Source organism: Bordetella genomosp. 1 (assembly GCF_002261335.1).
In the GTDB taxonomy this organism is placed as follows: Bacteria; Pseudomonadota; Gammaproteobacteria; order Burkholderiales; family Burkholderiaceae_B; genus Bordetella.
Genome location: NZ_NEVL01000003.1, coordinates 255,709 through 269,179, shown reverse-complemented (window position 1 = coordinate 269,179; position 13,471 = coordinate 255,709). Strand labels below are relative to the sequence as shown.

General features: G+C 70.2%; 15 protein-coding genes. 2 read left to right on the top strand and 13 right to left on the bottom strand.

Annotated features, from left to right (window positions below; genetic code table 11):
* Positions 1 to 17: 17 nt before the first annotated feature.
* The 10 genes from CEG14_RS09695 to CEG14_RS26335 form a co-directional block, all read right to left on the bottom strand.
* Entirely contained in the window at positions 18 to 845 is an 828-nt protein-coding gene (locus tag CEG14_RS09695; protein ID WP_094826169.1) for a MetQ/NlpA family ABC transporter substrate-binding protein, read from the bottom strand.
* A gap of 47 nt (positions 846 to 892) precedes the next feature.
* The gene (locus tag CEG14_RS09690; protein WP_094826168.1) at positions 893 to 1,555 is read right to left on the bottom strand and encodes a methionine ABC transporter permease; all 663 of its coding nucleotides are present in this window, start codon (positions 1,553 to 1,555) and stop codon (positions 893 to 895) included.
* 1 nt (position 1,556) lies between these two features.
* Complete coding sequence (locus CEG14_RS09685) at positions 1,557 to 2,366, bottom strand: methionine ABC transporter ATP-binding protein (protein ID WP_094826167.1); 810 nt, start codon at positions 2,364 to 2,366, stop codon at positions 1,557 to 1,559.
* 27 nt (positions 2,367 to 2,393) lie between these two features.
* On the bottom strand, positions 2,394 to 3,605 hold the full coding sequence (locus CEG14_RS09680) for an acyl-CoA dehydrogenase family protein (RefSeq protein ID WP_094827472.1): 1,212 nt from the start codon (positions 3,603 to 3,605) through the stop codon (positions 2,394 to 2,396).
* Positions 3,606 to 3,657: 52 nt separating this feature from the next.
* Positions 3,658 to 4,449, bottom strand: a complete 792-nt coding sequence (ssuC, locus tag CEG14_RS09675) for an aliphatic sulfonate ABC transporter permease SsuC (RefSeq protein WP_094826166.1) — start codon at positions 4,447 to 4,449, stop codon at positions 3,658 to 3,660.
* A 10-nt stretch (positions 4,450 to 4,459) separates the two neighbouring features.
* Entirely contained in the window at positions 4,460 to 5,632 is a 1,173-nt protein-coding gene (gene ssuD, locus CEG14_RS09670) for an FMNH2-dependent alkanesulfonate monooxygenase (RefSeq protein ID WP_094826165.1), read from the bottom strand.
* A 9-nt stretch (positions 5,633 to 5,641) separates the two neighbouring features.
* On the bottom strand, positions 5,642 to 6,628 hold the full coding sequence (locus tag CEG14_RS09665; protein WP_094826164.1) for a sulfonate ABC transporter substrate-binding protein: 987 nt from the start codon (positions 6,626 to 6,628) through the stop codon (positions 5,642 to 5,644).
* A gap of 36 nt (positions 6,629 to 6,664) precedes the next feature.
* The gene (ssuE, locus tag CEG14_RS09660; RefSeq protein WP_094826163.1) at positions 6,665 to 7,246 is read right to left on the bottom strand and encodes an NADPH-dependent FMN reductase; all 582 of its coding nucleotides are present in this window, start codon (positions 7,244 to 7,246) and stop codon (positions 6,665 to 6,667) included.
* Positions 7,247 to 7,262: 16 nt separating this feature from the next.
* Entirely contained in the window at positions 7,263 to 8,102 is an 840-nt protein-coding gene (locus CEG14_RS09655) for a MetQ/NlpA family ABC transporter substrate-binding protein (protein ID WP_373454201.1), read from the bottom strand.
* Between the two features lie 243 nt (positions 8,103 to 8,345).
* Complete coding sequence (locus CEG14_RS26335; protein WP_179280574.1) at positions 8,346 to 9,158, bottom strand: DUF6348 family protein; 813 nt, start codon at positions 9,156 to 9,158, stop codon at positions 8,346 to 8,348.
* A 162-nt stretch (positions 9,159 to 9,320) separates the two neighbouring features.
* Between CEG14_RS26335 and CEG14_RS26330 the strand changes: the two genes are divergently transcribed.
* Together CEG14_RS26330 and CEG14_RS09645 are read left to right on the top strand one after the other, a co-directional pair.
* Positions 9,321 to 9,794 (top strand): type III secretion system chaperone, encoded by a 474-nt coding sequence (locus CEG14_RS26330; RefSeq protein ID WP_179280573.1) that lies wholly within the window; start codon positions 9,321 to 9,323, stop codon positions 9,792 to 9,794.
* 14 nt (positions 9,795 to 9,808) lie between these two features.
* The gene (locus tag CEG14_RS09645; protein WP_094826161.1) at positions 9,809 to 11,284 is read left to right on the top strand and encodes a hypothetical protein; all 1,476 of its coding nucleotides are present in this window, start codon (positions 9,809 to 9,811) and stop codon (positions 11,282 to 11,284) included.
* A gap of 43 nt (positions 11,285 to 11,327) precedes the next feature.
* Here the strand turns inward: CEG14_RS09645 and CEG14_RS09640 are convergent, their stop codons facing one another.
* The 3 genes from CEG14_RS09640 to CEG14_RS09630 all read right to left on the bottom strand — a co-directional run bounded on the left by CEG14_RS09640 (position 11,328) and on the right by CEG14_RS09630 (position 13,432).
* Entirely contained in the window at positions 11,328 to 11,732 is a 405-nt protein-coding gene (locus CEG14_RS09640) for a hypothetical protein (protein WP_094826160.1), read from the bottom strand.
* Between the two features lie 194 nt (positions 11,733 to 11,926).
* Entirely contained in the window at positions 11,927 to 12,763 is an 837-nt protein-coding gene (locus CEG14_RS09635; RefSeq protein ID WP_094826159.1) for an alpha/beta fold hydrolase, read from the bottom strand.
* A 303-nt stretch (positions 12,764 to 13,066) separates the two neighbouring features.
* Positions 13,067 to 13,432, bottom strand: a complete 366-nt coding sequence (locus CEG14_RS09630) for a response regulator transcription factor (protein ID WP_094826158.1) — start codon at positions 13,430 to 13,432, stop codon at positions 13,067 to 13,069.
* Positions 13,433 to 13,471: the final 39 nt, after the last annotated feature.

The window sequence follows — 13,471 nt, the reverse complement described above, 5'->3', positions numbered from 1 at the left end:
GGCGGCATGCGACGCGCTCAGCGCGCGGCGTCGAGGCGCTGCTGGTAATCGGTCTTGACGAAGCCGGCGAACGACTTCTCCGTGACCGCCAGGAACTCGCGCGACTGGTAGGCGGCGGCGATGTCCTTCACGTACTGGCGATCCTTGTCGGCCGTGCGCACGGCCACCAGGTTCTGGTAGGTGGGCGTGGTCTTCTCCAGCGCCAGCGCGCTGGTGAGCTTCAGGCCCGACGCCAGCGCGAAGTTGCCGTTGATGAAGGAGTAATCGGTGTCGTCGAGCGAGCGCGGCAGCTGCGCGGCCTCGAGCGGCACGATGCGGATCTTCTTGGGATTCTCCACCACGTCCTTCTCGGAAGCCGTGAGCGGATCGTAGCCGGGCTTGAGCTTGACCCACTTCAGCTCCTCCAGCACCACCAGCGCGCGCGCCTGGTTGGTCGGATCGTTGGGCACGGCCACCGTCACGCCATCCGGCGCGGCGTCCACGCTCTTGTACTTCTTGCTGTAGATCGCGATCGGCGCGGTCGGCACCTTCACCAGCTCGGAGAGCTGCAGATTGTTCTTGGCCGCGAAGTTCCTGAGGTAGACGATGTGCTGGAACGCGTTGGCGTCGAGCGCGCCCTGGGCCAGCGCGAAGTTGGGCTGCACGTAGTCGTTGAACTCGACGATGCGCACCGTGTAGCCCTGCTTCTCCAGGATCGGCTTGATGCCGAGCTTGATCTGGTCGCTGTAGGGCCCGGCGGTGGCGCCGAACACGATCTCCTTCTTGTCCGGATCGGCAGCCTGCGCGGCGGCGGTGAATCCCGCGGCCACCAGCAGGGCCACGGCCAGCTTGCTTGCATATGTCATGGGGTTTCCTCGATGTGCATTGCCGTGGGGAGTGTGTTGCATCGGCGTCAACGCTTGTCGATGCGGCGGGCCACGGTCGTTCCCGCTATCTGGATGATCTGGACCAGCACCACGAGAATCGCGACGGTGAGCACCATCACGTCGGTCTGGAAGCGGTAGTAGCCGTAGCGGATCGCCAGGTCGCCGATGCCGCCGCCCCCGACCACGCCCGCCACCGCCGAATACGACAGGAAGCTCACGGCCAGCACGGTGATCGCGAGCACCAGGCCGGAGCGGGCCTCGACCAGCAGCACGCGACGCACGATCTGCAGCTCGGAGGCGCCGGAGGCGTGCGCGGCCTCGATCACGCCGCGCGGCACCTCGCGCAGGCACTGCTCGACCAGCCGCGCGAAATACGGGATCGCCGCGAACGACAGCGGCACGGCCGCCGCCACCGGCCCGATCGAGGTGCCCGCGATGGTGCGCGTGAACGGCACCAGCGCCACCAGCAGGATGATGAAGGGGAAGGAGCGCACCGTGTTCACGGTCCAGCCCAGCAGGCGGTGCAGCAGCGGCCGTTCGAGCGACTGGCCGGGGCCGGTCAGGAACACCAGGATGCCCAGCGGGCCGCCCAGCAGCAGCGAGGCGGCCAGCGCGATGCCCAGCATCAGGAAGGTCTGGCCCACCGCCACCACCAGCTCGGGCCAGAGTTCGACGAAGGTATTCCACATGTCAGGCCACCGCCTCGTAAGGATTGTCCGCCTCGCGCACCAGCTCACGGCCGAGCGAGGAATGCAGCTGCACGTTGCGCCCGGCGATCTCCGCCTGCTCGATCACGCGCCCGTCCTCCAGCACCGCCACGTGGCGGCACAGCGCCCGCACCACGGCCAGCTCGTGCGTCACGATGACGATGGTCACGCCCAGGCGCTGGTTGATGTCGCGCAGCACCGCCAGCAGCGAGCGCGTGGTTTCGGTGTCCAGCGCCGAGGTCGGCTCGTCGCAGAGCAGCACCGCCGGCTCGCTGGCCAGCGCGCGGGCGATCGCCACGCGCTGCTTCTGGCCGCCGGAGAGCTGGGCCGGGTAGCTGGCGGCCTTGTCGGCCAGCCCGACGATGTCCAGGCAGGTCCGGACCCGCTCGCGCAGCGCGTCGCGGCCGCGGCCGCCGTGCACCCGCAACGGGAACGCCACGTTCTCGAACACGGTTTCGTTCTGCAGCAGGTTGAACTGCTGGAAGATCATGCCGATGCGCTGGCGCGCCGCCCGCAGGTCGCGCTTGGACAGGCGCGTGAGCTCGGCGCCATCGACCTGCACGCTGCCGCTGTCGGGCCGCTCGAGCAGGTTGATCAGGCGCAGCAGGGTCGACTTGCCGGCCCCGCTCTTGCCGATCAGGCCGAAGATGTCGCCGGCGCGGATCGACAGCGACACGTCGCGCACCGCATCGAAGGCGGTGCCCTTGATGCGGAACGACTTGCTGACGTGGTCGAGCCGGATCACCGGCGTCGGCACGGTGCTGACGGTGGAACTGGGGGAATCGTGCGTCATGAGGGCTCGCGGTTGCGGGGAAAGGGATCAGCTGTAGGGGCCGGGCACGGGCAGGCTGCCGTCGAGCGCGTAGCGGCCGATGTCGCGCACCTTGTAGGCCACCGGATCGTGCAGCGTGTGCACGCGCGCGTTGCGCCAGTAACGGTCGTAGCCGTAGCGCGCCGAGGTGGAGCGCGCGCCGGTGAGCTCGAACAGCTCGGTGCCGATGGCCAGCGCGGCGCGGTGCGCGTGGACCTTGGCTTCGGCGCCGGCGATGGCCAGCTCGCCGCGGATCGCCGCGCTCACGCCGTCGCCGCGCGCCACCGCGTCGTCGAGCCGCTCGGCGGCCTGGTCGGCCAACGCTTCGGCGGCGCGGATGCGCAGGCGGAACTCGCCCAGGCGCTCCTGCACATAGGGGTCATCGGCATGACGCGTGACACCGCTGTCGAACCAGGGCCGCGCCTCCTCGCGCACATACCGCACCGCCTCGGCATTCGCGCCGCGCGCGATGCCCAGGTACAGGTTGGTCATGATGAGCTGGGCCACCTGCGAGCGCACCGTGGCGCGCGGCGTGGGCGCCGCGTCGGGCCGCTGCAGCACCTGGATCGGCTCCAGCACCAGCTGGTCGAAGGTCACGGTGCCGCTGTCGGTCTGGCGTTGCCCGAAGGCGTCCCAGTCGGCGTTGACCGTGACCGCGCGGTCGTCGGTGGGGACGGCCGCGATCAGCGCCGCGCCGCTGGGCTCGTGCCAGGCCGAGATGGTGAGCAGGTCGGAGCCCACGGAGCCGGAGGCGAAGCTCTTGGTGCCCGAGACCACGAAGCCCTCGCCGCGGCGCTGCGCGACGGTGCGGCGGTCGAGCGGGTTGAGCGCATTGCCCCAGAACAGCGCGCGCGACACGGTCGGGCGCAGGAAGTAATCGTGCTGCGCCGGGGTGCCGTAGAGCAGCACGCCGGCCACCTGCAGATGATGAAAACCGAACAGATGCGCCAGCGCGCTGTCGGCCTCGGCCAGACGGCGCACCGCGCGCAGCACCGTGGCCCAGGACGCGCCCGCCCCGCCCTGCTCGCGCGGCACCGACAGCGTCAGCAGGCCGCTGGCGCGAATGCGCTCGCGCTCGTCGTGCGCGTGGCCGCCGGCCTGGTCGCGCGCCACGGCGGTGGCCGCCAGCGCCTGCGCCAGGGCTTCGACCGTGGCGGCCACGTCCGGCTCGCGCCCGACGGCGCGGTGGCCGGTCATGGTGTCGTGTTCGATTTTTTCCATATAGAGGGATTCGGTCAGGGTCATGGCGGCATCCGGAAGGCCGACGCGGGCGTCAGGCGGGCTGGTAGGCGGGATTCCAGCGCAGCAGGCGCCGCTCGAGCGCGCGCGCCACCAGGTCCGCCGCCTTGCCCAGCAAGGCGTACAGCACGATGCCGAGCAGCACGATGTCGGTCTGCAGAAACTCGCGCGCGTTCATCGTCATGTAGCCGATGCCCGAGCGCGCGGAGATGGTTTCGGTCACGATCAGGATCACCCACACCAGGCCGAGCGAGAAGCGCAGCCCCACCAGCATGGCGGGCAAGGCGCCCGGCAGGATCACGTCGCGAAACAGGGTCCAGCCGCGCAGCCCGTAGCTGCGGCCCATCTCGATCAACGCCGGGTCCACCGCGCGCAGGCCATGCAGCGTGTTGATGTACATCGGGAAGAACACGCCGAGCGCGAGCAACACGAGCTTGGCGCTCTCGTCGATGCCGAACCACAGGATCACCAGCGGGATCAGGGCCAGCACCGGGATGTTGCGCAGCATCTGCAGGGTCGTGTCGAGCAGCGTCTCGGCGGTGCGCGACAGGCCGTTGAGCAGGCCCAGCGCCAGCCCCGCCCCCGCGCCCACCAGCAGCCCCACCAGCGCGCGCAACGCGCTCACGCGCACGTGCTCCCACAGTTCTCCCGAGCGCGCCAGGCTCCAGGCGGCCTCGACCACGGCGGCGGGCGCCGGCAGGATGCGCGAGGAGAGCCAGCCCAGGCGGGCCGCGGCCTCCCACACCAGCACGATGCCCACCGGCACGAGCCAGGGCAGCGCGGCGCGCCACCAGGCGGATCGAAGCTGCGGCTGCGCGCCCGTCATGGTTGCGTCCTCAACCGGCCGCGCGGCGCGGCACGAGCTCGGTGCCCATCACCTCGCCGAACGGCCCGGTGAGCGCGCCGGACGCCTCGCGCTGGCGCGCCTTGCCGGGCAGCAGCGGAAACACCAGTTCGGCGAAGCGGTACGACTCCTCCAGATGCGGATAGCCCGAGAAGATGAAGGTCTCGATGCCGAGGTCGGCATATTCCTGGATGCGGGCCGCCACGGTCTGCGGATCGCCCACCAGCGCCGTGCCGGCGCCGCCGCGCACCAGCCCGACACCCGCCCACAGATTGGGCGACACCTCCAGGTGCGAGCGTCCGCCCTGGCCGTCGTCGAGCCTGCCGCCATGCAGCGCGGCCATGCGCCGCTGCCCCTCGGAGTCCATGCGGCCGAAGGCGCTCTGGGCGGCCTGCACCGTGGCGTCGTCGAGGTGGCTGATGAGGCGGTCGGCCGCCGCCCAGGCCTCGGCCTCCGTCTCGCGCACGATCACGTGCAGCCGGATGCCGAAGCGCAGCGTGCGGCCGTGCTTCTCGGCGCGCCTGCGGATGTCGGCGATCTTGGCCGCCACGGCCGCGGGCGGCTCGCCCCAGGTCAGGTAGACGTCGAGCTGCTCGGCGGCCAATTCGTGCGCCGCCTCGGAGGAGCCGCCGAAGTACAGCGGGGGATACGGCTTCTGCACCGGCGGATACAGCACCTTGCCGTCGCGCGCGGTGAGCTGTTCGCCCTGATGGGTATAGCCCACCCCGTCGTGGCTGGCCGACAGGATGCCGCGCCAGATGTCGAGGTAGTCGGCGGTGATGGCGTAGCGCTCGTCGTGGCTGGCGAAGATGCCGTCGCCTTCGAGCTCCGCGGCATCACCGCCCGTGACCACGTTCACCAGCAGGCGCCCTTCGGACAGCCGGTCGAAGGTGGCGGCCATGCGCGCGGCGAACTGGGGCGAACTCACGCCGGGGCGGATCGCCACCAGGAACTTGAGCTGGCGCGTGGCGCTGATGAGGCTGGAAGCCACCACCCAGGCGTCTTCGCAGGAGCGGCCGGTCGGCAGCAGCACGCCGTCGTAGCCCAGCGTGTCGGCCGCCACCGCCACCTGGCGGAAGTAGTCGAAGCTGGCCTCGCGCGCGCCCTGGCGGGTGCCGAGATAGCGCGAGTCGCCGTGGGTGGGAATGAACCAGAACACGTCCATGAGGCAGGCCTATTTCAGGGCGGCCGGCGCGGCGTCCTGCACCTGCACCGGCTTGGGGATGAGTTTGAGGGCATGGAAGGCGTCGGCCACCTGCTGCTGCTCGGCCAGCACCTCACGCGTGATGGGCGTGATGCCGTAGGCCAGGCGGCTCGCGGCGAGTTCCACCACCGGGCGCGGCAGGCCCAGCACGGGCTCGAGCAGCGCCACCGTTTCGGCCTGGTGCTCGCGCGCCCAGGCGTCGCCCTTGCGGATCTCGTCGATGACGATGTCGATCACGTCGGCATGCTTGTCCTGGAACGGCCTGGCCGCCAGGAAGAATTGGTAGTTCTTGACGACCCCGGTGCCGTCGGCCAGCACGCGCGCGCCGAGCTGTTTCTCGGCCGCGGCCTGGAACGGATCCCAGATCACCCAGGCGTCGACCGAGCCGCGCTCGAAGGCGGCGCGCGCATCCGAGGGCGTGAGGTAGGCCACGTCCACGTCGCGGTAGGCCACGCCGGCCTGCTCCAGCAGCTTGACCAGCAGGTAATGCACGTTCGATCCCTTGTTGAGGGCGACGCGCTTGCCCTTGAGCTCGGCCACGGTCTTGATCGGGGAATCGCGGGGCACCAGCAGCGCCTCGCTGGTGGGTGACGGCGGCTCGTTGGCGACGTAGACGAGCGCGGCGCCCGCCGCCTGCGCGAAGATCGGCGGCGCCTCGCCCACCGTGCCGAAGTCGATCGCACCGACGTTCAGGCCTTCGAGCAGCTGCGGACCGGCCGGGAACTCGGTCCAGGTGATCCGGATGCCCTGCTCGCCCAGGCGCTTGTCGAGCGTGCCCAGCGCCTTGACGATGGTCAGGGTGCCGTATTTCTGGAAGCCGATGCGCAACTCGCGCGGCTTGTCCTGCGCCTGGGCCACGCCCGCGCCGGTCAGGCCCAGGCAGAACACCAGGGCGCATTGCTTGAGCCAGCCCGGCAGTCCAAGACGCGAGGCGGAAACAGCGACACTGCTTTTCATACACATCCTCCGGAATGCGCGGGCGGCCCGCGGGGGTCAGACGCTGAAGCGCGCCTGCAGGGCAAGCTGGCCGAGGTCCACCGCGGGCGTCGGCCGGCCGACGTGCTCGGCCAGCCGTTCCACGGCGTCTTCGAGGCGCGCACGCACGGCATCCTCGATCCGGGCCTGGCCCTTGTCATCGAAGCTCACTTCCTTGTCGGTGGCGTACACGCCGGCCAGGATGTGGCGCGCGCCCAGCGCCGACAGCACCGGCTTCAGGCTGTATTCGAGCGCCAGCAGGTGCGCCGGGCTGCCGCCGGTGGCGAGCGGCAGCACGACCTTGCCGATCAGCGCCTTCTCGTCGAGCAGGTCGAGCACCGCCTTCAGGCCGCCGGCGAACGAGGCCTTGTAGACCGGCGTGGCGATCAGCACGGCGCTGGCGGCATGGACCCGCGTGCGCAGGGCCGACGCCGCGGCGCCGGTGTAGCGGCCTTCGATCAGATCCTCGGCCGGGATGTCGTGCAGGCCGATTTCAGAGGTCTTCAGGCCCAGGCTTTCGAGCCGGCGGGCGGCATGGCGCAGCAGCGCCGATGAGCGGGAGCGTTGCGACGGGCTGCCCGCCAAAGTCAGAATCGTCATGGTGGTTCGGCCCGGATCAGAACGCGGGCACCAGCGAGCCCTTGAACTCGCTTTCGATGTAGCTGCGCACCTCGGGCGACTGGTAGGCGCGCACCAGTTGCTTTGCCCACGGCTTGTCCTGGTCCTGGCGCCGCACGGCGATCAGGTTGGCGTAGGGGCCGTTGGCAGCCTCGCGCGCAATCGCGTCGCGCGCCGGCACCAGGCCGGCCTGCTCGGCGTAATCGTTGTTGATCGAGGCGGCCGTCAGGTCATCGAGCGAGCGCGGCAACTGCGCGGCGTCGAGCGCCACCAGCTTGAGCTTGCGCGGATTCTCCACCACGTCCAGCGGCGTGGCGGTGTTTTTCTGCACGGCCTCCGGCTTGAGCGTGATCAGCTTGTTGGCCTGCAACAGCAGCAGCGCGCGGTTGCCGTTGGAGGGATCGTTCTGGATGCCCACCGTCGCCCCTTCGGGCAGGGCATCGAGCGACTTGACCTTGCGCGAATAGAAGCCCAGCGGCGCCGTCACGGTCAGGCCGACCGGCACGATGTCGAAGCCGCGTGCCTTGATCTGGTTGTCGAGAAAGGGCTTGTGCTGGAAGGCGTTGGCGTCGAGATCGCCGGCATTGAGCGCGGCATTGGGCAGCTGGTAGTCGTTGAACTTGACCAGCTTGATCTCCAGCCCGTCCTTGGCCGCGACCCGCTTGACCACGTCGAAGATCTTCTCGGCCGACCCGACCGAAATGCCGACCGTGATCGTGGTCTTGCCGTCCTGGGTCTGCACGGCCTGCGCCTCGGGCGCCGCGAACGCGGCCACCGAGAGCAGCGCGGCGCCGGCCGCCACCTGGCGCACGGCCAGCTTCAGAAAACTGCGTCGCACCTGCATGAATCGTTCCTTGAGGGGTGAATGGAGCGATTCTGTCAGGCGGGCGCGGGGCCGAAAAATACTCGTTCCGCATGATGATATGCGGTGGCTGATCGGGATGCGGAGGCGAATTCCCCGGGCCTGCGGCGGCGCGGCGCTCAGAGGGACCCATCCGGGCGTGGCGTGGCCTGGCGTGACTCAGTATCGATGGGGCCGCCCTTCTCCGCCGCCGTGCGCCGGGGCGCGGCGCGGGCCGCGTCAGGCCGCGCCGTCGATGCGCTGCGCCACCACCAGCTGCTTGCGGAACTCCAGGCCGCGCGCCGGCCAGGTCTGCACGTAGGCGCGCAGCGCCTCGGCGCCGGGCTCGAAATCCACGCCATTGACGCGGCAGTCGGCGCTCACGCCGCCGTCGCTGTCGCGCGCCGCATAGAGCCGGATGGCCGCGAACTCGCCCGCCTTGAGCAGCGTGTTGAAGGCATCGATGCTGTTGGTGAACAGGCAGCACGGACAAAACGGGTGCGCATCATCGACCTCCGCATCGGGATGCTCGACATAGTGCGAGGTCGGGCCGAACACGACGCGGCGCCGGCCGCTGTCGTCCGCGTCGGCCGCCGGATAGGCGATGGTGATGGCGCCGCAATCCTCCAGCGCCTCGCGCGCGCTGTCGTGCAACACGACCGCGTCGGTGCGGGCCCATTGCGACAGGCCCTGCATGAGCGAGGTGGCCACGTCCTCCCGGCTGGTGGCGTGCTGATACTCGAAACAGCCCTGCGGCACCAGCGTCTCGTGGGCAATCTGGATGGTGGTGGAGGTGCGCGCCGTGCCCTCCTCGGCGATCTCCAGGCTGGCGATCTGCGGCAGCAGCCAGAAGCCGTGGCTGGTGCGCAGCCAGGCGTCGCCGCGCACGGTCTCGATGCCGGCCTCGTCGAGCACCGACTTGAGCATGGCGCTCAGGTCGATGTCCTCGTCCCAGGCCTCCTGGTCGCGCGTGAGGTTGACGCGAAAGCGGGTGGCCTGGCCGGGATTGTCGGGGCTGGTGCGGGGGGTGTAGAGCTCGTCGTGCGTGGACATGCGCGCTCTCCGATGAGGGGGGGCAAGCACGCTGTTTTAGTGAACTCGGGCGCGCCGGTCAACTCCCGCCGGCCCGCCCGGCGGCCGTGGAACCTTCCCGGCGCCGGCGTCACTTACGAGGTATCGCCGGGGCGCCAGCCCCGCACTCACACCGGAGACACCATGACCGCACGCTATACCGAACTCCTCACCGGGCTGGCCAGCCATCTGGGCCTGCCCGAGCCGCAGCGGCTCGCCGACGTCGAGGAACTCCGTCTCGACGACCTGGTGATCGCCTTCCAGTACCGGCCGCTCGACGTGAACGAGCCGATCGAGGGCGACGTCGCCTTCTACGCCGCGCTGGGCGCGCCCGACGATGCCCGCCGTGGCGAGGTGCAGCGACTCCTGCTGGAGGCCAACCACCTCTGGACCGGTACCGGCGGCGCCACCCTGGGCGTACAGCGCGACACCGGCACCGTGGTGCTGGGCGCCCGGCTGCCCGTGGAGGGCACCGAGCCGGCCCACCTGGCGGAGATGCTTGCCGTCTTCCTCGACACGGCCAACTTCTGGCGCGCGGTGGTTGCGGGCGAAACCGTGTTGTCGCAAACCGCCCAGGCGCCCGCCAGCCACCTGGCCGCCTTCGGCCAGCGCGCCTGACCCCGGAGACCGCCATGAGCATCCACGGATTCAACCCGGGCGCGCTGCAAAGCCAGGACCTGGGCGAGCGCCAGCCCCTGCTCGACGACCACAACGCGCCCGGCCATGGCACGATCAACGCGGTGCGCGGCCAGGGCGAGGCCCTGGACGGCGTGATGATCGACGTCGGCGACGGCCAGCAGCGCGAACAGCTGCTCAACCAGGGAAGCGCGGCGCGCGACTTCTTCAGCGCGCTGGCCGCCCCCTTCAAGGCGATCGGCCGCACCATCGAGGGCATCTTCTCGAGCCAGGCGCGCGAGACGCGCTCGGAGCGCGGGCTGGAGGCCCAGCAGGGCGCCATGCTGGCCGCGTTGCGCCAGCCCATGGAAAACAGCATCCTGGACCAGCAGGGCAACGGACCCGCGACCGTGTTCGACAAGCTGGTCGAGCATGCGGTGTTCACCGGCTCGCCGCTGGCCAACCAGCCGGACACCCTGCGCGGCCTGGTCGCCATGGGCGAACGCCTCGCCGACGCGCTGGCCAACGGTGCGTCGCAGCAGGGCGTGCTGCAGGTCACCGGCGGCGATGGCCAGACCCACGCCGTGCACAGCGGCGTGGAGACCACGCGCGCGCTGGGCTGGTACATGATGGCGCAGGCCGCGCTGCAGGACGTGAACGCAACCGATCCGCAGGCGACCAGCAACATGGTGACCAGCGGGTCGATCGTGATGCCCGACGAGGGCAACCGGATCTATGACTTCCTGAAGGCCGCGCCCACCTCCGACGCGCGCATGTCGACCCACTTCAACGAGCGCAGCGCCGCCGATGCGAAACACTCGGTGTTCGGCTTCATTCCGACCAGCAAGCCCGAGCAGCGTGGCACCGAAGACTACCTGAACAAGCTGCCCGGCAAGGGCGGCACCATGCTGTTCGACAAGCTGCACGACATGAGCAGCGGCCGGCCGGGCGCGCGCGGCGAACTGCTGGTGAAATTCGAGCACGTGGGCTGCCCGCCGTTCTTCTGCGGCAAGGAAAGCCACGAAAACGCAGGCACGGCGATCGGCCGCTTCTTCGGCGCGCTGTCCCGCAACGTGGGCCATGGCATCGACCTGATCAAGTCGAAGTTCACCTCGGGCGGGCACGGCAACGACGTGGTGCGCCAGGAGCACGTGTACAAGGGCCACCTGAAGAACACGGTCTACACGCCGTTCGTGGACCTGCACAAGGCGGCCGAGGCCATGTCGCCGCGCTTCAGCGCCATCGATGCCAAGACCGCGGAGACGCTGGCCAAGCGCGCCGGCCTGCCCGCGCTCACCGGCCTGCTGTCGCAACTGAAGTCGCAGGCCGAGCAAGCCGGCGACGCGGCCTTCGCCGCCCAGGTGCAGCAGGCCATCGATGCGACCGAGCAGGCGGCGAACGCGCTCAACGCCGGCGCGGGCGACCTGGGCATCGAGCGCCGCGGCGCCGAGGTGCACATCAGCCTGGCGCGCACCTGGGCGCAGAACCCCTGACCCCGCCCGGCTCGCCGCGCCGCGACGGCGCGGCCCCGGAGGCTCAGCCGCCGGCCTGGCGGCGCCAGGCCGTGTAGGTGATGTCGGGCGTGTCGGCGGGCACCAGCGCGGAGCGTTCGACATCGATCATGGCGTAGCGCTGCGACGCGGCGACGTGGGCCACGCCGCGCGCCAGCGACTGCAGGGCCTCGCCCTCCCCCTGCACGGCCAGCACCAGCGCGCCCTCGTCGGCGCGCACGTCGATCACCAGCCCGGGCAGCTCGACCTGGCCGGTCTCGGCCAGGGTCTCGTCATCGTCGTCCTCGACGGCCTCGTCCCACGCCAGCGTGGGAAACAGCGACTCGGCCAGATCGGCGTAGTCGTCGACCGTGGCATCCAGGTCTTCCTGCATGCTGGCGAGCGACTTGGGGGGAAACAGCGTTTTGACCAGCACGAATTCCTGGGACATGGGCCACACTCCATTGCGATGAACGATGCGCGCGGCATCTCTGGTCAGAGCATAACCCGGCCGCGTCCGCGCGCTGCGCCCGCGCTGCACCCCAAAAACGCGCGGGCCCCGCGGCGGCTGCCGCGGGGCCCGTGGAGGGCAGGTGGACGCGGCGGGCAGGCCGGGGGTTCGGCCCGGCCCGCCGCGCCCTGCCCTCAACCCTTGATGAAGGCCAGCAGGTCGGCGTTGATGACCTCGGCGTGGGTCGTCAGCATGCCGTGCGGATAGCCGGCGTAGACCTTGAGCGTGCCGTTCTTCAGCAGCTCGGCCGACAGGCGCGACGAGGCGTCGATGGGCACCACCTGGTCGTCGTCGCCGTGCAGCACCAGCGTGGGCACGGTGATGGCCTTGAGGTCTTCGGTCTGGTCGGTCTCGGAGAAGGCCTTGATGCCTTCGTAGTGGGCCTTGGCGCTGCCGTTCATGCCCTGGCGCCACCAGTTGCGCGCAACCGGCTCCTGCACCTTGGCGCCCGGACGGTTGAAGCCGTAGAACGGACCCGAGGCCACGTCGTGGAAGAACTGGGCACGGTTCGCGGCCAGCGCGGCGCGGAAGCCGTCGAACACCTCGATGGGGGTGCCCTTGGGATTGCCCGCGGTCTTGAGCATCAGCGGCGGCACGGCACTCACCAGCACGGCCTTGGCCACGCGGCCCTGCGGCTGGCCGTACTTGGCCACGTAGCGCGCCACCTCGCCGCCGCCGGTCGAGTGACCGATGTGCACGGCGTTGCGCAGGTCCAGGTGCTCGGCCACGGCGGCCGCGTCGGCGGCGTAGTGGTCCATGTCGTGGCCTTCGCTGACCTGGGCCGAGCGGCCGTGGCCGCGGCGGTCATGGGCGATCACACGGAAACCCTGGGCCAGGAAGAACAGCATCTGGGCATCCCAGTCGTCGCTCGACAGGGGCCAGCCATGGTGGAACACAATGGGCTGGGCCGACTTGGGACCCCAGTCCTTGAAGAAGATTTCGACGCCGTCTTTCGTGGTGATCGTGCTCATGGTCTTGTTGCTCCAGAGGGAGTTGGGTGGAAAAGAACCGCAAGACAAGATTAGGGAATCGGGCGGCGTCGCGAAATCCTACGGTGGGATCGACAGCCCTATACCTACGTATGTGCGGTACCGCACCGAAGGTGTACCGCACGCGCCACGCCGGGCCGGCGTATCGACCTCGCCGGCCGGCCGCGGCGCACGGGAGCACCAACATACCGCCTCGCGCACGTCAGGGATGTGACAATTGGCTGCGGCCGCCCGGCCGGATCGCCGCGCCCGCGCGGGCGGGCCGCGACGGCGCGGCGCCCGCGCTCAGGCCAGGGCTTCGGCCAGGCAGCGCGCCATGGTGCCGCCGTCGACCGGCTTCTCGAGATAGGCGCGCGCGCCCCCCTCCAGGATGCGCCGGCGCATCGCGTCGGTCGAGAACGCCGTCATGAAGATCATCGGGAAATGGCGGCCGGCGGCGTTCAGCGCGCGCTGGAGCTCGTCGCCGCTCATGGGCGCCATCTGGATGTCGGAAACCAGGCAGTCCGGCTCGCGCAGGGTCGCGTCGCCGAGGAAATCGGGCGCCGATGCGTAGGCGCGCACCTGGTAGCCGAGCGAGCGGACCAGGCTGGACAGGGCGGTCCTCACGCCATCGTCGTCGTCGATGATCGCTATCGTGGGAACGTGATTCATATACGAAAGTCCTTCAGGCCGCGGGCAGCACGAACGTGC